The sequence below is a fragment of the Actinokineospora spheciospongiae genome (assembly GCF_000564855.1).
Taxonomy (GTDB): domain Bacteria; phylum Actinomycetota; class Actinomycetes; order Mycobacteriales; family Pseudonocardiaceae; genus Actinokineospora; species Actinokineospora spheciospongiae.
The window spans coordinates 1-25,243 of sequence record NZ_AYXG01000147.1 but is presented as its reverse complement, the minus strand read 5'-3'; the positions used below and the strand labels follow the sequence as shown (position 1 = coordinate 25,243).

Below are 25,243 nucleotides of genomic sequence, written 5' to 3'. Positions count from 1 at the left end.
TCACCCGAAGGAGGGTCCGGTGCCCAAGCCCCGCCCCAAACCCCAAGCACGCGGCCTGGCCACCGGCCTCCGAGCCGCACGAAAGGCCACCGACCTCACCTCGACGGCCGTGGGCGACCAACTCGGCTGGTCCCAGTCCACGGTGAGCCGCATCGAAACGGGCAAGCGCAACGCCAGCCCCGATGAAGTGATCGCCATGCTGGCCCTCTACGGTGTGAAGGGCCCCGAGCGCGAACGCCTGCTCTCCATGGCCAGGGACGCGGACCGGTCAACCTGGCTGGAAACCCACCAGGACCGCATCACCACCCAGGCGATCACCCTGGCCGAGTACGAGTCGGAAGCAGTCGAACTCACCCTCTTCGACCTGATCCTGGTCCCCGGCCTATTGCAAACCGTCGCCTACACCCGCGCGATGATGAATGCAGGCGGCGTGCCGGTGGCCAACATCGAGCCGCGAGTACAGCAACGCATGGACCGGCAGCGCGTGCTGGACCAGGCGAATCCACCGCACGTGAAGTCGATCCTCGATGAGGCTGTGCTGCACCGCCGCATTGGCGGCAAGCGAGTGATGGCCGAACAACTCCGCCACCTCCTGGCTGTGGCAGAACGCTCCAACATCGATCTCCACGTCATCCCGTTCGACCACGGCGGCCACACCGGCGTGGCAGGCGCCTTCGTGCTGGCTCGCTTCAAGCACGGCGAGCCGATCGTGCACGTCGAAAACCTCCGCTCCGGCCTCTTCCTCGATGAGCGGGCCAACGTCGAACCCTACGAAAATGCCGTAGCCAGCATGACGGCGGTTGCCCTCGACCCCGCCGCATCAGCGAAGATGGTGGAGGAAGCACTGGCTCGCTACGAACGGAGTGAATAAGCGATGATCGAGAGCACTGGCGTTTGGCGCAAGTCCAGCCACAGCGCCACCGAGTCCGCCTGCGTCGAGCTCTCCTGGCGCAAGGCCAGCTTCAGCGGCACCGAGTCCGACTGCGTCGAACTGGCCTGGGCCGACACCTCGCTGCTCGTCCGCGACTCCAAGCACCCCGAGGGCCCCACCCTCGAACTCCCCACCCCCACCTTGATCAGTTTCGCCCAACGCGCCCGCTGATGACGACAGGTGAGGTCGTGCCCCGGGAACACGGCCTCACCGCCCGCCATCAGCGGGAACGGCCGGTACCCTGATGCGGTGTCACATGCACCCTCGGCCGATTTCGACTCAGCAGCCAAACGCCACGTGGCCGACGCGGAATTTCTCCAGGCAACTCCCGGCAGGCTAACGCCGACCACCTAGCGGGCCTGGCAGCCGAGTGCGCTCAAAGCACTGATCGTCGGTTTCCTCGGGGGCAAGTCAACCAGAAAGACCTCGTCGTGCACCCCACCACCGGCAAATCGATCACAATGCACGTCAACTCCCTCTGGCCCGAGATGGCGACCATCGTCCAAGGCAGGTCGGCGAGCACCCTCATGACAGTGCTCGCGACTCAGCCGTTCGCAGGTTGGAACGTCGCCGAGCGGTACTCCGACGGTTCACACCTGACCCCGGCCGCGGTTGCCGCGCACGTCACCGCCGCACGAACAGTCGTCGGCATCCTGGCGCAGGCACACATCGACGGAGCCCTGTCATGACCACCCGGTTCGATGAGGCGTGGCGCAGGGCGATCGACATCGCCAACACCGCCGCCACCAACCTCTCCACGGACGTGACCGTGATCCGCGACCTGCTCGGCCGGTCATCCCTCGTGGTGGACCTCCCCGAGGATGACCCGCGGGTCGCCGCGCTCCGCACACGGCTGCGAGAGCGGTGCGCCCCGTTCGTCGGTCAACAGCCCGTCATGCCGGTCAGCACGATGTTCGCACCGGACCTGGTCCTCAAGTCCCCGGACCGACACCCCGTCCCGCCCTTCATCGCCGACTCCGATCGGGTGTACGTGGTCGAGCGCGGCACCGTCGGCGCGGACTGGCTCCGGCCCGCCCGAGAGCCGACCGGCACCCGCGTGGCCCTCTACGGCTTCAAGGGCGGTGTCGGCCGTTCCACCGCGACCTTCGTCCTGGCCCGCCACCTCGCCCGCGAGGGCAAATCGGTGCTGGTGGTCGACCTCGACCTGGAGTCCCCGGGCGTCAGCTCACTGCTCCACTCCGACCTCCAGTACGCCGACCACGGCATCGTGGACCACCTGGTCGAGTCAGCGGTGGGCAACCAGGCCGACCTCGACCTGGTCATCAAGAGCGACTCCATCGGCCCACTCCACGGCAACGGAGAAGTGTGGCTGGCATCAGCAGGCGGCCGCCCGCGCGACGGCTACTCCTACCTCGACAAGCTGAATCGCGCCTACTTCGACCTCCCCGCCACCCCGGACCGGGAAGCGGTGACGTTCGGCCGCAGGCTCGCCGACGCCATCGCGGCCTGCGAGGCACAGGTCGCCCGGCGCAGCCGACAACCCGACGTCGTCCTCCTCGACAGCCGAGCGGGCATCCACGACGTGGCCGCCGTCGCCATCACCCAGCTGAGCACGTTGGCCCTCCTCTTCGCGACGGACAACACGCAGACCTGGCAGGGCTACCGGTCCCTGTTCGACCAGTGGCGCACCAGCCTCGCCCCCGTCACCAGGGACAGCATCAGGAACCGGGTCAAGATGGTCGCCGCGATGGTCCCGTCGAACCGAGCGGACGACTACCTCCGCAGCTTCGCCGACAACGCCCAAGAGTGCTTCGCCACCACCCTCTACGACGACGAAGAGGGAACCGTGGACCTGGACCTCTTCAACTTTGCCCCCGACGACCCTTCGGCCCCGCACTTCCCACTGCCCATCGTCCACAACCCGGACCTGGTGGGCCTGGACCCGAGCCGCAACACCTCTTGGGCCACGACCGACCTGGTCGAAGCGGCCTACCGGCCATTCGTCGACGGCGTGTCCACCATGCTCGAAGAAGGTGCCTGACATGTTGACACCGGTCGAATACCGACAACTGCTCGGCGCGGCGCTGCCCGCCGTGGTCGACGCGGACACGATCGACCCCAATCCCCGGAACCTCTTCACCCCCGCGGGCCACCGCAACGCACTCGACCCGGACACCACAGTCGTCCGCGGCGGGCGCGGTGTCGGCAAGACCGTGTGGTTCAAGGCACTGCAAGACGACAAGTTGCGTGAGATCGCGGCTCGCCACTACAGCTTGGACCTGTTGAACCGGGTCGATCCCCTCCCGGGCTTCGGCGCGAAGCTGAGCAAGCAGTACCCCAATCCGCGCAGGCTGCAAGCCCTGGTGGATCGACACCGCTTCCGACCGTCGGACATCTGGACCGCTGTGGCACTGTTCGGGCTCGGGGTGCCCGCGTTGACAGCGGTCGACGACTGGCCGGGCCGGGTCCAGTGGGTCGTCGACAACCCCGGTGTGGTCGAGGACTCGATCCTGGACTTGGACGAGCAGGCGGGCCGGGAGGATCGGATCAAACTGCTCCTCTTCGACGCGATGGACCGCCTGCACAGCGACCGCAAGATCGCGGACCAGCTCGCCAGGGGCATCTTCGAGTTGGCCCTGACCCTGCGCACGAGCACCCGGAACCTCCGGGTGAAGATGTTCATCCGCTATGACATGTTCGACACGGCGAAGCTCGACTTCGCCGACGCGTCGAAGCTGATCGCGAACATCACCGACCTGCGCTGGACGAACACGAGCCTGTACGCGTTGCTGTTCCACTACATGGGCGGCGCTGAATCCGAACACAGCACAGGGTTTCTGTCGGAAACCGGTTGGACGGAACACCACAACGGCGACGAGGACAAACAACGGAAGGTCCTGGAGCGCATCGCAGGCAGGTACATGGGAACGGATCACCGCAAGGGCTACACGTACACCTGGCTGCCGAACCACTTGGCGGACGGCAGGCAACAGGTCAGCCCGCGGAGTTTCCTCAGCGCACTGTGGCGCGCAACCCAGAAGACCGAGGAAAATTTTTCCGGGCACGCGCACGCACTCCACTGGGATGCCATCCGCCAAGGGGTTCAGCACGCTTCGCAGATCCGCGTGCAGGAGGTCAAGGAGGACACCCCGTGGGTGTCCAACGCGATCGACCCACTGCGCGGCACCCAGGTCCCCATCGAGCGGGACGAGGTGACGAGTCGGTGGAAGAACGTGAAGCTGAATGCGGCGTTGTCCACGCAGCGGTCGATGACGAGCGAACTCTCGGAGGAGGACTCCGACAACGAGACGATGTTCGCGACCGGCCCGCTCAGCACCGACTACGAGGGCCTCATCGCGGAACTGATCGACCTCGGAGTCATGACCATCCGAACCAACAAGAAGTTGGACCTGCCCGACGTCTACCGAATCGCGTTCGACATCGGCCGCAAGGGTGGAGTTCCACGTGTCAAGCAGCAATGACCGCCCGAAAGGGCTGTAGCGCCCCACGGCGGCACAGCCCTTCGCTGTGACGACGCTCTGGGCGCCCCTGTTCAACCTCGGCCGGTGCCTCTGCTGATCATCCGCGACGCGGAGAAGGCCGTGGGGATTCCCCCACGGCCTTCTCCGCTGTCACGCCTGCTTCTCCTGCGCGGCGACGATCGCCGCCAGCTTCTCCTGGATCAGCGCCTCAGCGGCGGTCTTGTCCACCCCGAGCCCGCTCAGCACCCCGTCGCCCGCCTCGAACTCCAGCAGGGCCAGCAGGATGTGCTCGGTGCCCACGTAGTTGTGCCCGAGCCGCAGGGCCTCGCGGAAGGTCAGTTCCAGCGCCTTCTTCGCCCCGCCGTCGAACGGGATCAGGGCCCCCACGCTCTCGGCCGGGCCGGGCAGCACGGCCACGGCCGCCTCCCGCACCTGCTCCGGGGTGATCCCCTGCGCCATGATCGCCGCCGCGCCCAGTCCCTCCGGCTCGGCCAGCAGCCCCAGCACCAGGTGGGCGGGCACGATCTGGTCGTTCCCGTGCTCCTTGGCCGCGTTCTGCGCGGTCACCACCACGTTGCGCGCCCGGGGGGTGAACCGCTTGAACCCCTCGTTCGGGTCCATCCCCTCCTCGTCCCCCTTGGGCACGAACCGCTTCTGCGCCGCCTGCCTGGTCACCCCCATGCTCTTGCCGATTTCGGTCCACGACGCCCCCGAGCGCCGCGCCTGGTCCACGAAGTGGCCGATGAGGTGGTCGGCCACCTCCCCGAGGTGGTCCGCCGTCATCACGGCGGTGGAGAGCTGTTCCAGCACCTCCGGGTGCACCTTCTTGATCGAGTCGATCAGTTCGTCGAGCCGGATCGACGCCTTCACTGGTTCCGTCATGTCGTCAACCTTAGGTTGACAGTCCGGCCACTGTCAACACAGAGTTGACAGCACTTCATCGAGTGAAGCCTCTCCATGTGCCTCATCGCGCGGGGCGCGGCCAACCAGGGTGTACCGGAACTCGACCGGGGGGACTCGATGGGCAGACCTGACCAGCCGCGCGGTGGAGACGGCCGCTGGATTCCCGGAGGCGGCGCGGAGTCCTCGTCATCGGCGCGGTGGGCGCCCTGGTCCTCGGCGGCGGCCGGGGCGGGTGTCGAGGGGATGGGCGCCGAAGTCGCCGAAACAGCCGACAGCGTGTCCGCGCGGGCCCGCGACACCAGCCGCAGGAGCGAGTCCGACAGCGAGTGGAAGCGCCTGCGCGAGGTCCGGGGCAGCCGCTTCACCGGCACCCGCTCCGCTCCCGCCCCACCGGCGGCCACCTCGTCATCGCAGAGAGCGCCGTGGTCTGGGGTCACCCGGACCCGGCGCTCTGCACCACGTCCGTCGAGGCGGCGGCCCGACTACCCGCGCAGCCTGGCCACCTAGCTGTTGTTGGCCGCCATGCGGGCCTTGCGGGCGGCCTTGGCGCGCTGGTTGCGCAACCACATGACCGCCGCACCCAGGATCGCCACGCCCGCCAGCGCCACCAGCGGCACGCCGTAGTTGCCGAACGCCGACCGGTCGGCGTCGGCGGTCGCCGAGGCGGCGGTGGTGCCCTCGGGGGCCGAGTCGGCCGGGTTGTCGGTCTCCAGGCCGCCCTCCGGCTTCGGCTGGGCCTCGGGGGCCTTGTCGACGAGCTTGCCCACCGGCTCGGACTTCTCCTCCAGCAGGGCGAAGCCGTAGTCCAGGAGCTGGCTCGCCTGGTTGGGCAGTGGGTCCGGGTTCAGCTCGCCGCGCAGCAGCACGACCGCGAGGCGGTGGCCGTCGCGCTCGGCGGCGCCGAGGTAGGTGTGGCGGGCGTCGTCGGTGAAGCCGGTCTTGCCGCCGAGGAAGCCCTGGTACCTGCCCAGGAGGCGGTTGTCGTTGTTGACCTTGAAGGCGGGCTTGTTGCCGTAGCCGGGGAAGTCGATCGTCCTGGTGGCGACCGCCTCGGCGAACTCCTTGTGCTTCATGGCCGCGCGGAAGACCAGGCTCAGGTCGTAGGCGGAGGTGCTCATCCCGGGGCCGTCGAGGCCGGAGGGGGTGGCCGCGCGGGTGTCGAGGGCGCCCAGCTCCTCGGCGAGGGAGTTCATCTTCTCCAGCGCCTCGTCGACGCCGCCGAGCTTGACCGCGAGGGCGTGCGCCGCGTCGTTGCCGGAGCGCATGAGGAGGGCGAACAGCAACTGGCGGACCGTGTACTGCCCGCCGGGGCCGATGCCGACCTTGGTGCCCTCCTGGTCGGCGTCGGCCTGGGTGCCGACGACGACCTCGTCGAGCCGCAGGTTGCGGATGACCACGACCCCCAGCAGCGCCTTGATCAGCGACGCGGGCCGCTCGCGGGCGTGCGGGTCCTTGGCGGCGATGACGTCGCCGGTGCTGAGGTCGGCGAGGACCCAGGACGCGGCGGTCACGTTGCCGGGCATGGCCGTCTTGGCGCCCGCCGGGAACACCAGGCCGCACTCGCCCATCCGCGTGCCGCCCACCGGTTCGGCGGGCACCGGCAGCGGCGGCGGGGTGGTCTCGCCGGGCTTGGGCTCCTCGGAGGTGTCGATCGGCGCGGGTGGCCGGTCGTGGTTGGAGCACTGGGCGCTGCTGGTCTGCGCCGTCGGGGTGGCCTGGCCCTCGGTGGTCTGCTGGACCTTCCGGGGGCCGCGGGTGGACGCGGAGGCCCCCGGCGTCGCCATCAGCGCCGCCAGCACCAGGGCGCAGAGCGTCACGAGGAGAGCGGGCACGGACCTGCGGGCTGCGGAGCGCACACGAGCAGATTAAGGCCTGTCACGATCCGGGCACGATCCGGCCCGCTCCCCGCCCGCCAGGTGGTGCCGTCCGCGCTGGGTACCGGGGGTGTGAAGATGTCGCGGTGACGATGAGCCGCCGTGTCTCGCTGTTCCTGCTGGCCTTCGGCGTGTGGTCCTGGATCATCTGGCCCACCTTCCTCGGCAACATCTGGGCCGACGAGCGGTCCTTCGACCCGTCCGGTGCCCCGACCGGGTTCCTGGTGGTGCACGTCGTGCTCACCGCCGCGTCCCTGTTGTTCGGCACGACGATCGGCGTGCTGGGCTGGCGCGGCTTCGCCGCCACCCGGCGCAAGGCCGCCTGACCCCGGCCGATCCGCTTTGCGCCCTGGTCAGCGGGTCTGTGGACAACTTTTCGCGCCGATCGCCGGATCTCCCTACCCTGGATCGCACAAGGATTCGCAGGAGTTCCGGGGGGTGATCGCGGTGCGTGGGCTGCAACTGCTCGTGGCCTTCTTCGTGGAGGTGCTGGCCTTCCTGGCCCTCGCCTGGTGGGGGTCGCGGGTGTCGTGGGTGCTGGGGGCGGCGGTCCTGGTGGTCGGGGCCTCGGTGTGGGCGCTGTTCCTGGCGCCCCGGCCGCGCCACCGATTACCGCGGTCCGCCCGGCTCGGTCTTCTGGCGCTGGTCTTCGCCGGTGCCGTGGTGGGCTTGGCCGTGTCCGGGTGGTCTGTCGGCGCGGTGGTGCTGGGCGCGGCGGCACTGCTGGTGCTGGTCAGCGAGGTGGTGTGGCCGAGGTCGGTTACCCATGGGTAATGTCAGCCCATGCCCGAGGGTCGCAAGTACGACGTCGTCCTGTTCGGCGCCACCGGCTTCACCGGTGGCCTGACCGCCGAGTACCTGGCGCGCCACGCGCCCGCGAAGCTGCGCTGGGCGCTGGCGGGCCGCAACCAGGCCAAGCTGGCCGAGGTGCGGCTGCGGCTGGCCGCCATCGACCCGGTGCTGGCCGAGCTGGACCTGCTCCCGGCCGACGTCACCGACCCGGCCTCGCTGCGGGCGGTCGCGGAGTCGGCGCGCGTGGTCATCACGACCGTCGGGCCCTACATCCACTACGGCGACCCGCTGGTCGGGGCGTGCGCGGAGGCGGGCACCGACTACGTCGACCTGACCGGCGAGCCGGAGTTCGTCGACCAGAGCTACCTGCTGCACCACGAGCGCGCGGTGCAGACCGGGGCCCGCATCGTGCACTGCTGCGGCTTCGACTCGATCCCGTACGACCTGGGGGTGCACTACACGGTCAAGCGGTTGCCCGAGGGCGTGCCGCTGCGCGTCGAGGGCTTCGTCCAGGCGGGTGGCACGGTCTCCGGGGGCACGTTCCAGAGCGCCATCACCGCCTTCGGCCGGATGCGGTCGGCGGCGCGGGCGGCGGGCGAGCGGCGCAGGCGCGAGGGCAGGCCCGAGGGGCGCAAGGTGCGCGGTGTGCCCATGCGGCCCACCCGGGAGGGTTCCCTGGCGCTCTGGGGATTGCCCGCGCCCACGGTGGACCCGCTGGTCGTCCTGCGCTCGGCCCGGGCGCTGGAGCGCTACGGCCCGGACTTCACCTACGGCCACTACCTGGGCTTCAAGCGGCTGCCCGCGATGGTCGGCCTGACGGCCGGGGTGGGGGCGCTGTTCGCCCTCGCCCAGGTGCCGCCCGCGCGCACCTGGCTCCTGGGCCGGATGTCCTCCGGTGACGGGCCGAGCGCCGAGCAGCGGGAGAAGGGGTGGTTCCGCGCGCGCTTCGTCGGCACCGGTGGTGGCAAGCGCGTGGTCACCGAGGTCTCCGGTGGTGACCCCGGCTACGGTGAGACGGCCAAGATGCTCGGCGAGTCGGCCCTGTGCCTGGCCTTCGACGAGCTGCCCGTGTCCTCGGGGCAGGTGACCACGGCCGTCGCCATGGGCGACGCCCTCACCGACCGGCTGATCGCCGCGGGGATCAAGTTCGCCGTCGTCGAGGGCTGACCGGCCCGGCCACACTCGGCCACACCCGGCAACACCGTCTCAGCATCCGGCCTTCGGCTGCTTCGGGAGGGGGATTCGCCGGTTGGGCGGGTTCTCGTCGGCCGGGTGTGCGACCGGCTTTTCCGTCCTTTCGCGGCAGAAAGTGATCCCGCCGGTCGCAAACCGGCCTGGATCGCGCATGCTCCGGCGAGTTCTGACTGGACACGGGAGGTGCGGATCGCGGTGTGATCCGGCCTGGTTTCAAAGAATGAGGCGCCGGACGCCAGGTTTACCGGGAGGGCGTTCTCGGTTCTCCCGGTCGGGCGGACTGGACCGCGAAACAGTCGCTGACGAGTCCACAATGGTTTCACCTGTATCCATAACTGAAATGCGCGCACCGTTGGCACAGTTGCGCCATGAGCTTCAAGGGCCTCACACACCCTTACGACGGCAGCCGGGCCTGCTCCCGGATCTACCTGTTCGGCCACACGTTCCGCTGGGCCAAGGGCGACCGGTACGTCGCGGTCATGCGCGGGACCTGCGTCGAGCAGCGGCGGTTCCTGATCATCGAGGACCGGCTGCGGCCGCCGGTGCTGGAAGGACCGCAGCCGCTGGTCGACGCGATCCCGGCCACCCACGGGGACTGGTCGGACACCGACCTGCTGCGCAGCATGGCCGAGAACTGGGCGCGCCGGAGCGGCCGTGCCTGACCACCTGTCCCTGGAGCAGACCGACCTGGTGACCGCGCTGGTGCGGCTGCGGGACAAGACCGGCGAACTGGTCGTGCGGGCGACCACCGAGGGACCGTCGGGCTGCCCCTGGCTGGAACTGGCGGACATCCTCGACACCGCCGCCCGGCTGTGCCGCAACCAGGTGGTCATCGACGGCGCAGTCGACTGAGGACGTCCACAGTGGAGTCTCCAGTTCCCGCCGCCCGGGGCCGGGTGGGCGCTACTTCCGGCGGCGCCAGAGCAGGGCCAGGCCCGCCCCGACACCGACCAGTCCGAGCGCCTGCCTGGGCTTCGGGCGGCCCGCGACCTCGACCACCGGGCGGATCACCGCGGGCGCGGGCGGCTGGACCGGCTCGGGGACGATGTTCTCCTTGGCCGTGGCCGTCCACGCGGTGATGAACAGCAGGAACCGCGACACCAGGTTGGCGAACACCAGCAGACCCACGATCGGCCCGACCAGCGCGCCCAGCGGCCCGCCGAGCACGGTGCTCAGGTAGAGGGTTCCGACGAGCTTGAGGATCTCGAACCCGACCGCCGCGGCGGCGGCGCCGCGCACCGCGCTCTTGACGCTCACCTGCCTGCGCGGCAGCCGGGCGATCACCCAGAGGAACACCAGCCAGTTCGCGCCGAGGGAGAGCGCGGTGGTGACGACGAACAGCAGCACCCGCGCCACGGTCGACCCGCTCAGCCCCACCAGGTCGAGCAGCGTGTCCGCCAGGCCGCTGCCGACGGCGCTGAGGCCGAACGAGACGGCCAGCGCGGCGCCGAGGCCGAGCAGCGACAGCAGGTCGACCAGCAGGCCGCGCAGGAACGGCGGCGACTCCAACTTGTGGCCCCACTGGGCGGTGAGCGCGTCGCGGAGGTTGCCCATCCAGCCGAGGCCGGTGTACGCGGCGGTGACCAGGCCGATGACGCCGACCTTGCCGCGCTCCTCGATGGCGGTGTCGACCAGGGTGTCGATCAGGTCCTTGAGGTTGGGCGGCGCCGCCTCGGAGATGCCCTCCTGGAAGCTCGCCAGGGTGGAGGGCTCCCCGGCCAGCACGAAACCGAGCACCGCGAAGCCGACCAGCAGCAGCGGGAACAGCGAAAGCACGCTGAAGTAGGTGATCGACGCGGCGAAGTGGTTGCCGTACCGCTCGGTGAACGCGTTGTAGGCCCGGACCAGGTGGTCGATCCCGGGGCGGGCCCGCAGCCGGGCGAGCTTGGTTTCCGGCTTGTCGGCGGTTTTCCCCGCGCTCTCGGTCACCACCGGAAATCTATTGCCGCACCGGCCCACCCGCAACGCGAAATGAATTCACGCCGATCTCAGGGCCGGGCGAGGAAACCCACCCGGTCGTACACCCGGCTCAACGTCGCCGAGGCCACCTCGCGGGCCCGGTCGGCGCCCCTGGCCAGGATGCGGTCCAGCTCGGCCGGATCGTCCAGGTAGGACTGGACCTGGTCGCGGACCGGCGTGGTGAAGTCGGCGACGGCCTCGCCGAGTTCCTTCTTCAGGTCGCCGTAACCCCGGCCTTCGAAGGAGTTCTGCAGGTCTTCGACCGTGCGACCGGTCAGCGCGGAGAAGATCGACAGCAGGTTCGACACACCCGGCTTGTTCTCCGGGTCGTAGACGACCTCGCGGCCGGTGTCGGTGACCGCGGACCGGATCTTCTTCGCCGAGACCTTCGGGTCGTCGAGCAGTTCGATGATCCCCGACGGCGTGGACGCCGACTTGCTCATCTTCGCGCCGGGTTCCTGCAGGTCGTAGATCTTGGCCGTGTCCTTGAGGATGTAGGGCTCCGGCGGGAGGAACGTCTTGCCGAAGCGGCTGTTGAACCGCTGCGCCAGGTCCCGGGTCAGCTCCAGGTGCTGGCGCTGGTCCTCGCCGACGGGCACGTACTGCGGCCGGTAGAGCAGGATGTCGGCGGCCTGGAGGATCGGGTAGGTCAGCAGCCCGACGCTGACCGCCTCCTGCTTCGCCGACTTGTCCTTGAACTGCGTCATCCGCCCGGCCTCGCCGAACCCGGTGAGGCACTGGAGCACCCAGCCCAATTCCGCGTGCTCGGGGACCTGGCTCTGCACGAACATCGTGGTGCGCTCGGGGTCGAGCCCCAGCGCGAGGACCTGCGCGGCGGAGACCCGGGTGCGCTTGCGCAGTTGCTTCGGGTTCTGCTCGACGGTGATCGCGTGCAGGTCGGCGATGAAGTAGAAGGCGTCGTGCTCGTCCTGCAGGGAAACCCACTGCCGGACCGCGCCGAGGTAGTTGCCGAGGTGGAACGAGTCCGCTGTCGGCTGGATGCCCGACAGGACGCGCGGCTTGCGCTCGGGGGTGCTCTGCGCGGGGGTGCTCTGCGCGGGGGTGCTCTGCTCGGTCGACACGCGTGGATTCTCCCAGTACCCGCTCGCGGGACCGAATACGGCCTAGCGGTCGGCGGGCTCGACCGCGACGCGCGCGGTGGGCACGGTCAGCGGCACGACGACCTGCTCGACGCGGGCGTTGGCGGCGACCACCGGGGCCTTCTTGCGGCGCAGCAGCCCGACGACGATCCCGCCCACACCGACCACCACGGCACCGACGCCCACGGCGCCGATCGGCATCCCGACCGCGCTCTGCACCGGCACGGACTCGGCGACCGCGGCGTTCGCGCCGAGCACCAGCAGGGCCGACGTCGCGCCCGCGGTGCAGGCCACCCGGCCACCCAGGGTCTTCCGTGATGCTGACAAAGCCGAACCGTCCCTCGATTGGGTTAAACCCACTTGCGGACCAGAAAAGAAACTACCGAATGTGTCAACCCCGCTCGGCGTGGGTATCACTATCGGATGTCTCTGGACCCTAGCGCTCGCCGAATGGCGTAGCGGGTCCGGGGTGGCCGTCACCACACCCACCGCGTGCGACCGACCGCTCAGCGTCACCAGGTCAGCGGCTGTAGACCACCGTCAGCGGGGCGTGGTCGGACCAGCGCTCGTCGTAGGTGGCGGCGCGCTCCACCTCGGCGGACTTGGCGCGGACGGCGAGGCCCGGGGTGGCCACCTGGTAGTCGATGCGCCAGCCGGAGTCGTTGTCGTACGCCTTGCCCCGGTAGGACCACCACGTGTACGGCCCGGGGCCGTCCGGGTGCAGCAGCCGCTGCACGTCGCGGTAGCCCGCCTCGTCGAACACCCGACCCATCCACGCGCGTTCGCCCGGGGTGAAGCCGGAGTTCTTGCGGTTGGTCTTCCAGGCCTTGAGGTCGATCTCCTGGTGGGCGATGTTCCAGTCGCCGCAGACCAGCACGTCGCAAGCGCTTGCCGCGGCCTTGGCGCGCAGCTCGACCAGGTACGGCAGGAAGGTCGCCATGAAGCGCTCCTTCTGCTCTTGGCGCAGCGTGCCGACCTCGCCGCTGGGCAGGTACAGGCTGCCGACCACCAGACCGGGGAACCACGCCTCGACGTAGCGGCCGCTGGCCTCGAACTCCGGCACCCCGAAGCCGACCCGGGTGGCCGTGGGCTCCGCGCGGGAGTAGATCGCCACCCCGCTGCGCCCGCGCAGCAGCCGCGACTCGGCGTGCACGGTGTGCCAGCCCGGTGGGGAGGCCAGCTCCTCCGGCAGGTCGGCCGGGTCCGCGCGCACCTCCTGCAGGCACACGACGTCGGCTTCGGTGGCCTCTAGCCACTCGGTGAAGCCCTTCTTCGCCGCCGCGCGCAGCCCGTTCACATTGACCGTGGAGACCGTCGTCACGCCGACAGCCTAAATGGCCGCCCTCAGCCGCAGTCGCGGCCCGCCATCGGCCTCAGGAACTCCGACGAGGCCCACCGGGCGTCGCCGAGCTGCCGGAAGCCGTTCTGCACGGTCTTGCCCGCGTCGGACTCGGCGCCCAGCCTGAACTTGCCCACCACCTCGGCGCCGCCGTCCGGGGCGACCCGCACGTTGAGCACGTCGGCGGTCACCTCCACCCGACAGGTCGTGTCGGTCTGCCCGGTCTCCGTGCTGCCCGGCGGCGCCTGGCTCGACGAGTACACGACGATGACGGCCAGGATTCCGCCGCCGATGAGCAAAGTCCGCTTCGGCAGGACCACGTCGCACACTCCCCACACCAGGTCTGCAAGTCCGTGCCCACGGTCGCGCACCGACCCCGCCGCGCGCCAGTCCCCGTCCGCCGAACCACCCGCAGGGGCCAACCCGGCGTCACGAAGCGTGAAGGCCCCCGGCGCGGTGCGACGGGGGCCTCCGAGCGAGCGGGCCGGGAGATCAGGCCATCTTCTTCTGCAGGTTCTCGTCCAGGGTGCCGAGGAACTCCTCGGTGGTCTGGAACGCCTGGTCCTTGCTGATCAGCAGCGCCAGGTCCTTGGTCATCTTGCCGCTCTCGACGGTCTCGATGACGACCTGCTCCAGCGACTCGGCGAAGCCGATCACCTCGGGGGTGCTGTCGAGCTTGCCGCGGTGGGCCAGGCCCCGGGTCCAGGCGTAGATGGACGCGATCGGGTTGGTCGAGGTCGGCTTGCCCGCCTGGTGCTGGCGGTAGTGCCGGGTGACCGTGCCGTGCGCGGCCTCGGCCTCGACGGTGCGGCCGTCCGGGGTGGACAGCACCGAGGTCATCAGGCCCAGCGAGCCGAAGCCCTGCGCCACGGTGTCGGACTGCACGTCGCCGTCGTAGTTCTTGCAGGCCCAGACGTAGCCGCCCTCCCACTTCATGGCCGCCGCGACCATGTCGTCGATCAGGCGGTGCTCGTAGGTGAGGCCCTTGGCGTCGAAGTCGGCCTTGAACTCCTCCTCGTAGATGCGCTGGAAGATGTCCTTGAAGGCACCGTCGTACGCCTTGAGGATGGTGTTCTTGGTCGACATGTAGACCGGGTACTCGCGCTGCAGGCCGTAGGACAGCGAGGCGCGGGCGAAGTCCTCGATGGACTTGGTGAAGTTGTACATGCCCATCGCCACGCCGCCGTCGGCGCCGTAGTTGGCCACGACGTGCTGGATCGGCTCGGAGCCGTCCTCCGGGGTGAAGGTGATGGTCAGCTCACCGGCGCCGGGGACCTTGAAGTTGGTGGCCTTGTACTGGTCGCCGTGGGCGTGGCGGCCGATGATGATCGGCTTGGTCCAGCCCGGCACCAGCCGCGGGATGTTGGAGATGATGATCGGCTCGCGGAACACCACGCCGCCGAGGATGTTGCGGATCGTGCCGTTGGGCGAGACCCACATCTTCTTGAGGCCGAACTCCTCGACCCGCGCCTCGTCCGGGGTGATGGTGGCGCACTTGACGCCGACGCCGTGCTTCTTGATGGCGTTGGCGGAGTCGATGGTGACCTGGTCGTCGGTGGCGTCGCGGTGCTCGATGCCCAGGTCGTAGTACTCGAGGTCGACGTCCAGGTAGGGGTGGATCAGCTTGTCCTTGATGAACTGCCAGATGATGCGGGTCATCTCGTCGCCGTCGAGTTCGACGACCTTCCCCTGGACCTTGATCTTGGCCATGAGCCGCGGTGCTCCTCTCGCCCTGCTGACTTCGCACACTAAGCGGTACAAGCGTACTGCTACCCCGGCGCGCGGCACGTGCATGTGTGCACGGTCACCTGGACACGGATCGTAGGCCGTCAAGGTACCTTGACAACATGGACACCTTGGAGATCCCCGGGCACCGCGGCTCGGTCACCGCCGACCGACCCGCCTGCGACTGCGGCTGGCTCGGCGAGCAGGGCCCGGAGGCTCCCGAGCGCTGGTGGCGCCACGCCATCGGCGCCGCCGACTCCGAGCCCCCGTCGTGGCTGCTGGTCAAGTCCGACGTGCTGCGCGACCAGGTGGTGGACATGATCTCGACCAGGCCGGAGGTGGCGCTGAAGCTGCTCGCCGAGGTCGACCGCTGGACCCGGCCGCTCACCGAGCGGGCCGTGGCCGCCGCCCGCGGGCGCGGCGCCACCTGGGCGGAGGTGGGCACCGCGCTGGGGGTGAGCAGGCAGGCCGCGCACGAGCGCTTCCGCGAGGTCGAGTAGGCCACGCGCTCCCCACCACCGGGGCTTCGCGTTGGCCGCCCGGGTGGGTGACGGCGCGGTTCACTCGGCGGTGAGGTCCAGCCACTCATCGCGGAGCATGGCGTAGACGGCCTCGTCGGCCCAGCGGCCCTTGACGAACTCGTTCTCCCGGAACCGGCCCTCGAAGCGCATGCCGAGGCGTTCGAGCAGCCTGCCGGAAGGGCGGTTGTCCGCGTCCAGGCGGGCGTAGACGCGGTGCAGGCCCAGCCCCTCGAAGCCCAGCCGCACCACCTGGATCGCGGCCTCCCCCGCGTACCCGTGGCCGTGGTGGTCGGGGTGGAAGGCGTAGCCGATCTCGCCGCTGGAGTGCTCGGCGCTGCGCCAGACCAGCACCACGTCGCCGATCAGGGTGCCGGGATCGGCGAGGGTGACGGCGAGCCGCAGCACGTCACCGGGTTTCTCGATGGCGCTGTGCCCCACCCACTCGCGCAGCAGGACCTCGGCCTCGTCGCGGGTCCTGGGTCCGGAGTACAGGTAGCGGGCCACGTCCTCGCGGCCCTGGATGTCGGCGAACGCGTCGAGGTCGGACTCCTGGAAGGGGCGGAGGACGAGTCGGCGGGTCTTGATCGGAAACTCGGGTCGGAGCACGTCGGTGATCCTAGGATGGTGTGCCGACATTTCGAGGGGGATGCAGCAGGTGTCAACCGGACCGACGCACGCGATGAGCGGGCTGGCCGCGTGGGCCGGGGTCACCGCCCTGGCCACCGGCAGCGCGGTGGGCAACCTGTCCGCCAAGGGCTGGCTGGTGGGGGCGGTGCTGGCCACGGGCGCGGCGCTGCTGCCCGACCTCGACCACCCGGAGTCCACGGTGTCGAGCACCTTCGGCCCGGTCACCGCCGCGGCCTCCAAGCTGATCAACGCCATCAGCCACGGCGTCTACCGGCTCACCCGCACCAAGCGCGACTCCAACCGCGACGGCGGCCACCGCGGCCTGACCCACACCCTGGTCTTCGCCGTGCTCGCCGCGGTGGTCACCACGGCCACCGTCCAGACCAGCCGCTCCTGGGCGCTGCCGCTGCTGATGTTCTTCTTCTGCGGCCTGGCCGTGCGCGGCATCCTGCACAAGTGGTCCCCCCGCCACGACGCCCTGTGGATCACCGGGACCTCCCTGCTGCTCACCTACGCCTGTCTCAAGTGGACGGACCAGACCGACGCCGACGCGGCGGCCTGCGGTGTCGCCGTCGGCATCGGCTGCATCGCCCACTACTTCGGCGACGCGATCACCGAACAGGGCTGCCCGATGCTGTGGCCGGTCCCGATCGCCTGGAAGACCTGGTACCCGGTCGCCCCGCCGAAGATCATGCGGATGCGCACCGGCGGCAAGGTCGAGATGGCCGTCGTCGGTCCCATCCTCACCGTCGTCGCGGTGTGGATGTCCGCGATCGCCCTCCAGCGCACCGGTGTGGTCCCGTTCCTCGAACACATCCCGCTGACCCCCTGGGCCTGAGCACCCCTGGCTGCGTCACACGCGCCGACCGGATTCCGCGAACGCGGCTAGCCTGCGTGGGTGAGCGCGGAGGACCTGGCCGCCGAGCGGATCGGGGCAGTGCGGGATGACGTCGGGGCCCGGTTTCGGCTGGCGGGCGAGTTCTACCGGTCGCCGGGGCGGCGGCGCTTCGCCAGGGGGGAGCTGAGCTTCCTCAGGTGGGAGCTGCAACGCGGGGTGCTGGAGCCGCCGGGGGCGGCGCGGCCGGGCAGCCCGTGGTGGCGGGCGGTGAACGAACGCCTGCTGCGCGACAAGGTGGAGGCGGACGTGCTGCGCCCCGGCGAGCAGGCGTCCTCGCGGGCGGTGGAGCTGTGGGTGGCGTTCACCCGGCGGCCGTCACCCGAGACGTGGTACCGGGCGCACAACGCGAGCATCGTCGCGGGCTACCTGGCCCACCAGGACCTCGCCCGCCGGGAGGTGCCGCTCGAACGACTGATGATCAACGTGTCGCTGCTGCGCGCGCTGTACGCGCACGCGCTGGTGGCCGCACCGGGGCTGGCGATGGGCCGGATCGGCGCGGTGACGCGGTTTCTCGGCGATCCGCGGTTCGGCACGGTGGGACTTTTCCTCAACCTTTGCCGGGTGTTCCCCCAGCGTTACCCGGTTCGGGACATGTCGCTGCCGGAGCTGATCGCCGCCGAACGCGTGCTGCCCCGGCTCCTCGACCACGGGGTGATCTGCCCGCGCCTGACCGACCTGTACGCCTTCGCCGCGTCGACCCTCGACCAACCGGGGGTAGCTGAATTCGTCGTGAACGAGGTGCCCTGCTACGCCGACCCCCCGCAGGACTCCTACGCCTGGCACATCGAACACCCTGACCTGGCACTACGACTCGTCCGCGGCGTGACGAAACCCGTTCGCTGAGGCCGGGTTCGGGCGCGGGCGGTGCTTGACCGATCACGCGCGTGATCTTTAGGCTGCGCGCGGACGTCTACTCGAGGTCTCGTCCGTTCGGGGAGGTTTCGGGTGCGGCAGACGGATTCTTTCGGCACCGGTGAACTCGGTGTCCCGCAGGGGATCGCGCACACCACCGTGCAGGTCGGCGTCGGGCCGCCCAGCGGTGACGTGCGCGCGAAAGTGCAACGGGCCATCGGCCATCCGGTGCAGCGCGCGTGGCCCAAGTGGTGGCTCAAGATCACCATCAGTGTGCACGCGGTGCTGGTCTTCGCCCAAGCGGTGATGGCCGGGCAGTACCTCGCGGGTGACTACGGCTTCCTGGAACAGCACAGCGTCAACGCCATGGTGATCGGTGTGGTCTGCGCGGGCACCGTGGGCGCGGCGTACTTCGACCGGCGGTTCAACGCGGCGACGGTGTGGCCGCTGGTGGCCGCGGTGCTGCTGTTCCTCGCCGAGATCGGCCAGATGGCGGCGGGGGTGTGGCGGTCGATGGCGCTGCACGTGCCGCTGGGGGTGGCGGTCACCGTCGCGGTCGTGTTCCAACTGGTGTGGGTGTGGCGCAAACCGGCGGCGGCGTGAGCCCCGTCGACCGCAGGCGGTTCCTCGGCCTGTCCGGGCTCGCGGTGGTGGGCGGCATCGCCTCGGTCGGCATCGGCACCGGCTTCTCCTTCGGTCGGGTCCTCGACGGCAGCGGCGAACCCGGGGTGCTGGTGCGCAGCGGCGCGCACCTGCCGCCCGCGTTCCGGCGCCCGCTGCCGATCCCCCCGGTGCTCCGCCCCACCCGCTCGGACACCGCGACGGACTACTACGAGATCACCCAGCGGGCCGCGGACGTCGAGTACCTGCCGGGTCTGCGCACCCCGTCGTGGACCTACAACGGCTCGTTCCCCGGCCCCACCCTGATCACCCGGTCGGGCCGGCGGGCGGTGGTGACCCACCGCAACGAGCTGCCCCGCCCGGTCGTGGTGCACCTGCACGGCGGCCACATGCCCGCCGACAGCGACGGCTACCCCGGGGACACGATCCTGCCCGGGGACGGCTCGTCGGTGTCGCACGACATGTCGGTGCCGGGAAACCCGGTCGTCGGCAGCCGCGACTACGTCTACCCGGGCAAGCAGCGCGCCGCCACCCTCTGGTACCACGACCACTCCATGGGCTTCACCGGCGCGACGGTCTACCGCGGCCTCGCGGGCTTCCACCTGGTCCGCGACGACGAGGACGACGCGCTGCCGCTGCCCAAGGGCGACCGCGACATCCCCCTGATGATCACCGACCGCTCCTTCGCCGCCGACGGCCAGTTCGCCTACCCGTCGCTGGCCCCCAACCTCACGGTCCCCGGCGTCACCGACGACCACCTCAACGGCGTCCTCGGCGACGTCGTCCTGGTCAACGGAGCGCCCTGGCCCGCCCTCCCGGTCGACCGCCAGCGCTACCGCTTCCGAATCCTCAACGCCTCCAACTGCCGCCGCTACGGCCTCCGGCTGGACCCCCCACCCCCCGACGGCGACCCCACCTTCACCCAGATCGGCTCCGACGGCGGCCTCCTGTCCCGCCCCCTGACCCACGAGTCGATCGACGTGGCCCCCGCCGAACGCTTCGACGTCGTCCTCGACTTCGCCCGCTACGCCCCCGGCACGAGGGTGCGCCTGGTCAACACCCTCGCCACCGACCGCACCGGGGAGGTCATGTGCTTCGACGTGTCGGACCGGACCCCGCAGGACACCACGGCCATCCCGGACGAACTGTCGTCAGTGGAGTACCTCGACCCCCGCCAAGCGGTCCGAACCAGGGAATTCCTCTTCCAGAGCCAGAACGGCGACCCCGGCTGGAGCATCAACGGCGAGCCGTACACCCCCGGAACCGTCCTGGCCCACTCCCGCCTGGGCGACCTGGAACTGTGGCGCTTCACCTCCGACGTCCACCACCCGGTCCACGTCCACCTCAACCACTTCCAGGTCACCCGCCGCAGCAACGGCGGCCCCGGCCCGTACGACGCGGGCTGGAAGGACACGGTCGACCTGCTCCCGGCGCAGGCCATGGAGGTCGCCATCCGGTTCACCGACTACCCGGGCCGCTTCGTGTTCCACTGCCACAACCTCGAACACGAGGACATGGGCATGATGGCCGACTTCACCACCATCTGACCCGGCTCGGCCCGGCCTAGCTCGGCCGCGCCCCCACGGCGTCCCGGATCTGACCCCCCAACTCGGCGGCGCCTTCCCGGGCGCAGTGCGCGCAGCAGAAGAACTGCCCGGCCACCTCGACCCCGTGCCCGAGGATTCGGCACCGGCAGTGCTCGCACACGGGCGCCAACTTGGTCGCGGCGCACTCGAAGCTGTCGAAGGTGTGCACCTGCCCACCCACGGTCCGCACCTCGAAGGCCATCCAGTAGTCGTTCCCACACGTGTCACAGGTAGCCACGGAGCCACTCCTCTCAGTCGAGAAGCAGCCTGCGCCCACCGACCGAACCCGGCAACCGCTGTCCCCCATCGGATTACCTCCCCGGCGGACCGACCAAGGGGACACCGCTGCTCAGCCACCGCACTCGACTCCCGACCGGCAGAAGAACATCTCCTCTTTCATCTGGGTGATGAACTTCCACCGCTCCTTCTGCGGGAACCCACGCCATTGCCAGAATGAAACCCTGTCCCCTTCCTTCACCGTGGCCATGGTGCTCTCCACAACATCCCCGTCCGCGCCGCTGACGATTAGTTCCTCTCCGCCCTCCGAACGAACCCCGTCAACCGAGACGAGTCGAATCCTCGCCTGCTCCCCCCGAGAACTCCAAGTGACAAATTCATCGTCAACCACCATTTTCCCTTCATTCTCACCGCTGTCGACCCCGACGCCCTCCCACGTCCCACCCAGGCCGATCTGCGACACAGTCATCCTCTCGGGGCACGGGTTCTCGGCGCTTCTCGGTTCCCACGACCAGTTTCCGTCCAGCCTGGCCAGGTTGACGCAATAGGTGTCCTCGGTCGACATGGTCCCGGTGGTGCGGAACGGCTGACCATTGTTGTTCACGACGATCTCGCCACTGACCCCGAGAGAGGTGTACCTGACGCGCAACTGCCACTCGACGTAATCCCGTGAGACAACGGGCGTGATGTTGAATTGCTCCAACTCGGACTGGCTCACCACGAAGGGGAACTCCGGCGGCGGAATCACGGTCGATTCCTGCTTGCCGGGAATCCCGATCACACTGGGCTCAGGCTTGTTCAGGTTGACGACAAAACTCCGGGGGTCAAGCCCCTCCTCACAACTGGGGTTGAGGCGAACACCACCGACGGCGGGTTTGCGCGTCAACACTTCCGCGCGCATGGATTCCAGTTTGAACGCCACGGAATGCGTGCCCTGGAATGTGACCGAAAACAGACTCCCATCGGCTTGGATGGTCCCCCCGGGCTGCCCGTCCCGCACCACGGGCACCGGCCCGGTGTCGTGCGGGACCACCCAACTGCTCTTGCACATCCCCATGGACATGGTCACGGAGTACTGAAGTTGCGCACTCCCGGGGGAAGTCCCCGCCACCTCAGTGGAAACGTCCTGCGCAATGCGCCCCAGCCGACTGATCGCAACCCCGGAAAGCACCGTCGTGACAAGCTGTGCCGTCACGGTGACGATGGCCGCAACCTTCACCCCCCGGGGCAAGTTCGCAAAGATGGTGACGAACTTGGTCGAGTGGTACGAACCACCCACCTGCATCACATTTCCCTCAATGCGATCCACTTCAATATTCTGCGACGTCGACGCGGGTACGAGCGGGGCACCGCGCGAAGCAAACCGGATCAGCAGAGCCGCCAGCAGAATGGTGAAGGCAAGCCCAACCCAACTCAACAACCGAAGGACGTCAACCAGCGGGCTTTCCTGCCCGGAAAGCCATATCGGGAGAACCAGGTTGACGACCGACCATGCCCCGAACCCCAGCGTCACGACCAAGCCAACGGCCCATCGCGCCTTCACTCCACCCTTGATCATCCGCTCTCACTTCAGATGGTCCGCACACCGCGTTGATCGTGACATCCTCCCGCAGTTGGTGCGACCCTCCACAAAGGTGGCCGAAATCCGCTCGCGCAGCGCATTGTCCGCACACCTGCACAGTTCAGCGAACTCCACGACGTGGCACCATCGGCGAAGAACCCGCTCACCTCCTCTTGGATCAGAGCACTGCTTGATATACGACAGAATTGCGCGGTTCGACTGGCTGCCTTCAAAAAGGCAGTCAAAGCCAGTCAGCTGGCCAGGAAGACCACGTCCGGTTCGCCGCGCGCAACCGGGACCTCCAGCACCTCCACCGCCGTGAACGCCGTCCTCAGTCGCGCAACGAAAGCAGTGCTCGCGGCGGCGCTCCACACCGCCAAGACCCCGCCGGGGGTCAGCCGCGAGCGGAGCATCCGCACACCCTCCGCCGAGTACAGGCTCGCGTTGTCCTCCCCCAGGGTCCAGTCCGGGCCGTTGTCGATGTCCAGGCACAGGGCGTCGAAGGTCTGCGGTGACTGGGGGAGCCAGGTGGTGAGGTCGGCGGGGACGCAGTGGGTGCGGGGGTCGTCCAGGAGGTCCTGGTTGCCCAGGTGGGTTCGGTTCCAGGCGATGACCTGTTCCTCGCGTTCGACCACCGTCACCTCGTGGACGCGGGGGTGGGTGAGGGCCGCTCGGAGGGAGAAGCCGACGCCCAGGCCGCCGATGAGGAGGTGGGGGCCGGGCATGCGGTCGGCCGCGGCGGTGATGAGGAGGCGTTCGGATTCTCCCGCGCGGGTGTCCATGAGGAACATGCCGTTGGCGATGATCTCGTGGTGGGCGCCGTCGCGGCGGAGGACCAGTTCGCCGCAGTGGCCGGGGGCTCTGGCGATGGTGGTCTTGTCGTTCATCGGGGGTGAGCTTATAGATTCCCGGGGTGCACACGGTTCCGCCCGTCATCCCCGGGCTCACCCTCGGTCGGCCGCTGGGGCAGGGCGGGTTCGGGACCGTCTTCCTCGCCCGGCAGGACCGGCTCGAGCGCGACGTGGCCGTCAAGGTCGACAACCGGGTCCTGGGGACCGAGCGGGACCGGGAGCGGTTCCTGCGGGAGGCCCGGGCCGCCGCGCGGCTCTCCGGGCACCCCAACGTGGTCAACGTCTACGACGCGGGGGTGACCGCCGACGGGCGGCCGTACATCGTGATGGAGCTGTGCACCGGGGGTCGCTGGCCGACGTGCTGGAGCGGCAGGGTGCCCTCGCGTACGCGCGGGTGGTGGAGATCGGTGCCCGGTTGGCCGACGCGTTGGCGCACGCGCACGCGGTGGGGATTCTGCACCGGGACATCAAGCCCGCGAACATCCTGGTCAACGCGTTCGGGGCGGTGAAGTTGGCCGACTTCGGGTTGGCCTCCGTCCTGGACGCGCACGCCGACTCGGTGACCGTGACCGTCGGGGCGTTGAGCCCGCACTACGCCGCCCCGGAGGTGTTCGCGCACGCCGCGCCGAGTCGGGCCGGGGACGTCTACTCGCTCGGTGCGACGCTCTACACCCTGGCGACCGGGCGGCGGCCCCGGCAGATCCCGTGGCCCGCGGACAGCCTCGACGGGTTGGTGTCGGCGCTGCGGGCGCCCGTTCCGCCGATCGAGGGGGCGCCGCCCGCGTTGAACGCCGCCCTGCTCAACGCGCTCGACGCCGACGCGGACCGGCGGACGCCGGGGGCCGAGCAGTTGCGGGACGAGCTGGAGGGGTTGCGGGCGGTCCGGCCGCTGCCGCCGGTCGTGGCGCCCGCGCGCAGGCGGTGGTTGCTGGTGGTGGCGGTCGTGGCGGTGCCGGTGCTGGTCGCGGCCGGGTTCTTCTGGCGCGGACTGCTCGACCCGGGTCAGGGAACCCAGGGAGCCGGGCAGACCAGTCAGACCGGTCAGACCAGTGCGGCGCCGCGGGTGCCCAAGGGCATGGTGGAGTGCGCCGGGGAGGGGTTTTGCCTGGTGGACAAGTGTTTCGGCGGGCTGGTGAACCTCGCCGACGTGGACATCAAGGCCGCGCCCGCCGACTGCTCGGGGGAGCACGCGTGGCAGGCCTACGCGGGCACGTTCCGGCCCGAGGGCAGCGAGGACCTGACCGCGACCGCCATCGCCGTGCTGCCGGAGGTGGCGCGGGTGTGCTCGGCGGAGGTGATGGCGGCGCGGACCGCGCCGGGGCGCTCCACCGCCGGGTGGAAGCGGGAGGTCATGCCGACCGACGAGACCGTGCTGTGCCTCGCCGCACCCGAATCGGGCGAACCGGACGGGAGCGTTTTCACGAACCGGTAGCCTGGCAGCCCACACTGCCCACCCCTGGGGGAACGATGCGATCTCGACTGGCGACCGTCCTGTGCGCGGCGGCACTGGTCGGCGGGCTCTCGGCCTGCGACTCCGTGCGGCAGGCGACCGACGCGGCCAGCGCGGCCACCGACAAGACCAGCATCTGCATCGAGGCGCTGCAACTCGCCAACTTCACCCCCAGCTCGCAGGACGTGGAGCAGACCGCGAGCGACGCCAAGCGCCGCGCCGACGAACTCCAGGCCCTGGCCGACAAGGCCGCCGACACCACCCTGCGCGACGCGCTGAGCGGCATGTCGGACAAGGTGTCGGAGTTGGACGTGCGCAACCTCGACCCGGCGACGGTGGCCGACTGGACCAGGGAGAAGGTCTCGGCGTTCAACACGCTGACCCAGGCCTGCCTCTAGGGCCTGCCCTCAAAGCCAGCCCCCACGAACCGCCGGCCCGGAGAGCGAATACCCGGCTACGCAGAGGCCCGGGTGGGTGGATGCCCGGGTGGGTGGATGCCCGGGTGGGTGGATGCACTTGCCCAGCCGACCACCCCGAAAACCGCCAGCCCGACTACCCCCTGCCCGGGTGGGCGGAGGTGCTTGACCGGCCGACCACCCCGAAAACCGGCGGCCCGGCGAGCCAACTGCCCCAGTGGGTGGAGGTACTTAACCGGCCGACCACCCCGAGAACCGCTGGCCCGGCTACGGACATGCCCGGGCGGGCAGGTGTCGTCAACGCAGGCTGACCACCCCACAAACCGGCGGCCCGACCAAGCAACTGCCCGGGTGGGTGGATGT

28 protein-coding genes and 1 pseudogene are annotated in these 25,243 nt (G+C 69.7%); 17 read left to right on the top strand and 12 right to left on the bottom strand.

Annotated elements, in window-relative coordinates:
• Positions 1-19: 19 nt before the first annotated feature.
• The 5 genes from UO65_RS19490 to UO65_RS19470 all read left to right on the top strand — a co-directional run bounded on the left by UO65_RS19490 (position 20) and on the right by UO65_RS19470 (position 4,374).
• Positions 20-871, top strand: a complete 852-nt coding sequence (locus UO65_RS19490; RefSeq protein WP_035284672.1) for a helix-turn-helix domain-containing protein — start codon at positions 20-22, stop codon at positions 869-871.
• Positions 872-874: 3 nt separating this feature from the next.
• Positions 875-1,102, top strand: a complete 228-nt coding sequence (locus UO65_RS19485; RefSeq protein WP_035284671.1) for a DUF397 domain-containing protein — start codon at positions 875-877, stop codon at positions 1,100-1,102.
• 260 nt (positions 1,103-1,362) lie between these two features.
• Positions 1,363-1,620: a hypothetical protein gene (locus UO65_RS36860; protein ID WP_161784488.1), complete on the top strand. Its 258-nt coding sequence runs from the start codon at positions 1,363-1,365 to the stop codon at positions 1,618-1,620.
• Complete coding sequence (locus tag UO65_RS19475) at positions 1,617-2,933, top strand: KGGVGR-motif variant AAA ATPase (RefSeq protein ID WP_035284667.1); 1,317 nt, start codon at positions 1,617-1,619, stop codon at positions 2,931-2,933. The genes UO65_RS36860 and UO65_RS19475 overlap by 4 nt, the downstream gene beginning before the upstream one ends.
• A 52-nt stretch (positions 2,934-2,985) precedes the next feature.
• Positions 2,986-4,374: a hypothetical protein gene (locus tag UO65_RS19470; RefSeq protein ID WP_152552168.1), complete on the top strand. Its 1,389-nt coding sequence runs from the start codon at positions 2,986-2,988 to the stop codon at positions 4,372-4,374.
• A gap of 150 nt (positions 4,375-4,524) precedes the next feature.
• Here UO65_RS19470 and UO65_RS19465 read toward each other — a convergent pair whose 3' ends face one another.
• Together UO65_RS19465 and UO65_RS19460 are read right to left on the bottom strand one after the other, a co-directional pair.
• Positions 4,525-5,256, bottom strand: coding sequence for a Clp protease N-terminal domain-containing protein (locus tag UO65_RS19465; protein WP_035284664.1), 732 nt, complete (start codon positions 5,254-5,256; stop codon positions 4,525-4,527).
• A gap of 524 nt (positions 5,257-5,780) precedes the next feature.
• Positions 5,781-7,133 carry a D-alanyl-D-alanine carboxypeptidase family protein gene (locus UO65_RS19460; protein ID WP_035284662.1) on the bottom strand — a complete coding sequence of 451 codons (1,353 nt, stop codon included), beginning with the start codon at positions 7,131-7,133 and terminating at the stop codon, positions 5,781-5,783.
• Between the two features lie 104 nt (positions 7,134-7,237).
• On the opposite strand from UO65_RS19460, the gene UO65_RS19455 reads away from it, so the two are divergent.
• The 5 genes from UO65_RS19455 to UO65_RS19435 all read left to right on the top strand — a co-directional run bounded on the left by UO65_RS19455 (position 7,238) and on the right by UO65_RS19435 (position 9,989).
• Positions 7,238-7,477 carry an SCO4848 family membrane protein gene (locus UO65_RS19455; protein WP_035284660.1) on the top strand — a complete coding sequence of 80 codons (240 nt, stop codon included), beginning with the start codon at positions 7,238-7,240 and terminating at the stop codon, positions 7,475-7,477.
• 112 nt (positions 7,478-7,589) lie between these two features.
• The gene (locus UO65_RS36855) at positions 7,590-7,925 is read left to right on the top strand and encodes a YrdB family protein (RefSeq protein ID WP_052021376.1); all 336 of its coding nucleotides are present in this window, start codon (positions 7,590-7,592) and stop codon (positions 7,923-7,925) included.
• A gap of 9 nt (positions 7,926-7,934) precedes the next feature.
• Positions 7,935-9,110 carry a saccharopine dehydrogenase family protein gene (locus UO65_RS19445; protein ID WP_035284659.1) on the top strand — a complete coding sequence of 392 codons (1,176 nt, stop codon included), beginning with the start codon at positions 7,935-7,937 and terminating at the stop codon, positions 9,108-9,110.
• 395 nt (positions 9,111-9,505) lie between these two features.
• Entirely contained in the window at positions 9,506-9,799 is a 294-nt protein-coding gene (locus tag UO65_RS19440; RefSeq protein ID WP_052021375.1) for a hypothetical protein, read from the top strand.
• Entirely contained in the window at positions 9,792-9,989 is a 198-nt protein-coding gene (locus UO65_RS19435; protein WP_035284657.1) for a hypothetical protein, read from the top strand. The genes UO65_RS19440 and UO65_RS19435 overlap by 8 nt, the downstream gene beginning before the upstream one ends.
• Positions 9,990-10,040: 51 nt before the next feature.
• Here UO65_RS19435 and yhjD read toward each other — a convergent pair whose 3' ends face one another.
• From yhjD to UO65_RS19405, 6 genes are all read right to left on the bottom strand, one after another.
• Complete coding sequence (yhjD, locus tag UO65_RS19430) at positions 10,041-11,066, bottom strand: inner membrane protein YhjD (protein WP_035284762.1); 1,026 nt, start codon at positions 11,064-11,066, stop codon at positions 10,041-10,043.
• Positions 11,067-11,125: 59 nt separating this feature from the next.
• Complete coding sequence (trpS, locus tag UO65_RS19425) at positions 11,126-12,178, bottom strand: tryptophan--tRNA ligase (protein ID WP_052021374.1); 1,053 nt, start codon at positions 12,176-12,178, stop codon at positions 11,126-11,128.
• Positions 12,179-12,220: 42 nt separating this feature from the next.
• Positions 12,221-12,523 (bottom strand): hypothetical protein, encoded by a 303-nt coding sequence (locus UO65_RS19420; protein WP_152552166.1) that lies wholly within the window; start codon positions 12,521-12,523, stop codon positions 12,221-12,223.
• A gap of 193 nt (positions 12,524-12,716) precedes the next feature.
• Positions 12,717-13,517 carry an exodeoxyribonuclease III gene (locus UO65_RS19415; protein WP_035284655.1) on the bottom strand — a complete coding sequence of 267 codons (801 nt, stop codon included), beginning with the start codon at positions 13,515-13,517 and terminating at the stop codon, positions 12,717-12,719.
• Between the two features lie 23 nt (positions 13,518-13,540).
• The gene (locus tag UO65_RS19410; RefSeq protein WP_052021383.1) at positions 13,541-13,855 is read right to left on the bottom strand and encodes a hypothetical protein; all 315 of its coding nucleotides are present in this window, start codon (positions 13,853-13,855) and stop codon (positions 13,541-13,543) included.
• 172 nt (positions 13,856-14,027) lie between these two features.
• Complete coding sequence (locus UO65_RS19405) at positions 14,028-15,245, bottom strand: NADP-dependent isocitrate dehydrogenase (protein WP_035284654.1); 1,218 nt, start codon at positions 15,243-15,245, stop codon at positions 14,028-14,030.
• Positions 15,246-15,382: 137 nt separating this feature from the next.
• Here UO65_RS19405 and UO65_RS33455 point away from each other — a divergent pair, with 137 nt between their 5' ends.
• Positions 15,383-15,760, top strand: coding sequence for a hypothetical protein (locus UO65_RS33455; RefSeq protein WP_052021373.1), 378 nt, complete (start codon positions 15,383-15,385; stop codon positions 15,758-15,760).
• Positions 15,761-15,820: 60 nt separating this feature from the next.
• Here the strand turns inward: UO65_RS33455 and UO65_RS19395 are convergent, their stop codons facing one another.
• Positions 15,821-16,387, bottom strand: coding sequence for a GNAT family N-acetyltransferase (locus tag UO65_RS19395; protein WP_035284653.1), 567 nt, complete (start codon positions 16,385-16,387; stop codon positions 15,821-15,823).
• Positions 16,388-16,436: 49 nt separating this feature from the next.
• Between UO65_RS19395 and UO65_RS19390 the strand changes: the two genes are divergently transcribed.
• The 4 genes from UO65_RS19390 to UO65_RS19375 all read left to right on the top strand — a co-directional run bounded on the left by UO65_RS19390 (position 16,437) and on the right by UO65_RS19375 (position 20,326).
• Positions 16,437-17,246: a metal-dependent hydrolase gene (locus UO65_RS19390; RefSeq protein ID WP_035284755.1), complete on the top strand. Its 810-nt coding sequence runs from the start codon at positions 16,437-16,439 to the stop codon at positions 17,244-17,246.
• Positions 17,247-17,306: 60 nt separating this feature from the next.
• The gene (locus tag UO65_RS19385) at positions 17,307-18,149 is read left to right on the top strand and encodes a hypothetical protein (RefSeq protein WP_035284652.1); all 843 of its coding nucleotides are present in this window, start codon (positions 17,307-17,309) and stop codon (positions 18,147-18,149) included.
• 102 nt (positions 18,150-18,251) lie between these two features.
• Complete coding sequence (locus UO65_RS33450; protein ID WP_052021372.1) at positions 18,252-18,761, top strand: hypothetical protein; 510 nt, start codon at positions 18,252-18,254, stop codon at positions 18,759-18,761.
• On the top strand, positions 18,758-20,326 hold the full coding sequence (locus tag UO65_RS19375) for a multicopper oxidase family protein (RefSeq protein WP_035284753.1): 1,569 nt from the start codon (positions 18,758-18,760) through the stop codon (positions 20,324-20,326). The genes UO65_RS33450 and UO65_RS19375 overlap by 4 nt, the downstream gene beginning before the upstream one ends.
• Before the next feature lie 16 nt (positions 20,327-20,342).
• On the opposite strand, the gene UO65_RS19370 is transcribed toward UO65_RS19375, so the two are convergent.
• The 3 genes from UO65_RS19370 to UO65_RS19360 all read right to left on the bottom strand — a co-directional run bounded on the left by UO65_RS19370 (position 20,343) and on the right by UO65_RS19360 (position 23,050).
• Positions 20,343-20,603, bottom strand: coding sequence for a Prokaryotic metallothionein (locus UO65_RS19370; protein WP_035284650.1), 261 nt, complete (start codon positions 20,601-20,603; stop codon positions 20,343-20,345).
• 111 nt (positions 20,604-20,714) lie between these two features.
• Positions 20,715-22,160 carry a hypothetical protein gene (locus UO65_RS19365; protein ID WP_152552165.1) on the bottom strand — a complete coding sequence of 482 codons (1,446 nt, stop codon included), beginning with the start codon at positions 22,158-22,160 and terminating at the stop codon, positions 20,715-20,717.
• A 254-nt stretch (positions 22,161-22,414) separates the two neighbouring features.
• Positions 22,415-23,050, bottom strand: coding sequence for a spermine/spermidine synthase domain-containing protein (locus UO65_RS19360; protein WP_035284648.1), 636 nt, complete (start codon positions 23,048-23,050; stop codon positions 22,415-22,417).
• A gap of 26 nt (positions 23,051-23,076) precedes the next feature.
• Here UO65_RS19360 and UO65_RS35970 point away from each other — a divergent pair.
• Together UO65_RS35970 and UO65_RS19350 are read left to right on the top strand one after the other, a co-directional pair.
• A pseudogene (locus UO65_RS35970) lies at positions 23,077-24,446 on the top strand (serine/threonine-protein kinase).
• A 35-nt stretch (positions 24,447-24,481) separates the two neighbouring features.
• The gene (locus tag UO65_RS19350; RefSeq protein WP_035284645.1) at positions 24,482-24,862 is read left to right on the top strand and encodes a bacteriophage spanin2 family protein; all 381 of its coding nucleotides are present in this window, start codon (positions 24,482-24,484) and stop codon (positions 24,860-24,862) included.
• Positions 24,863-25,243: the final 381 nt, after the last annotated feature.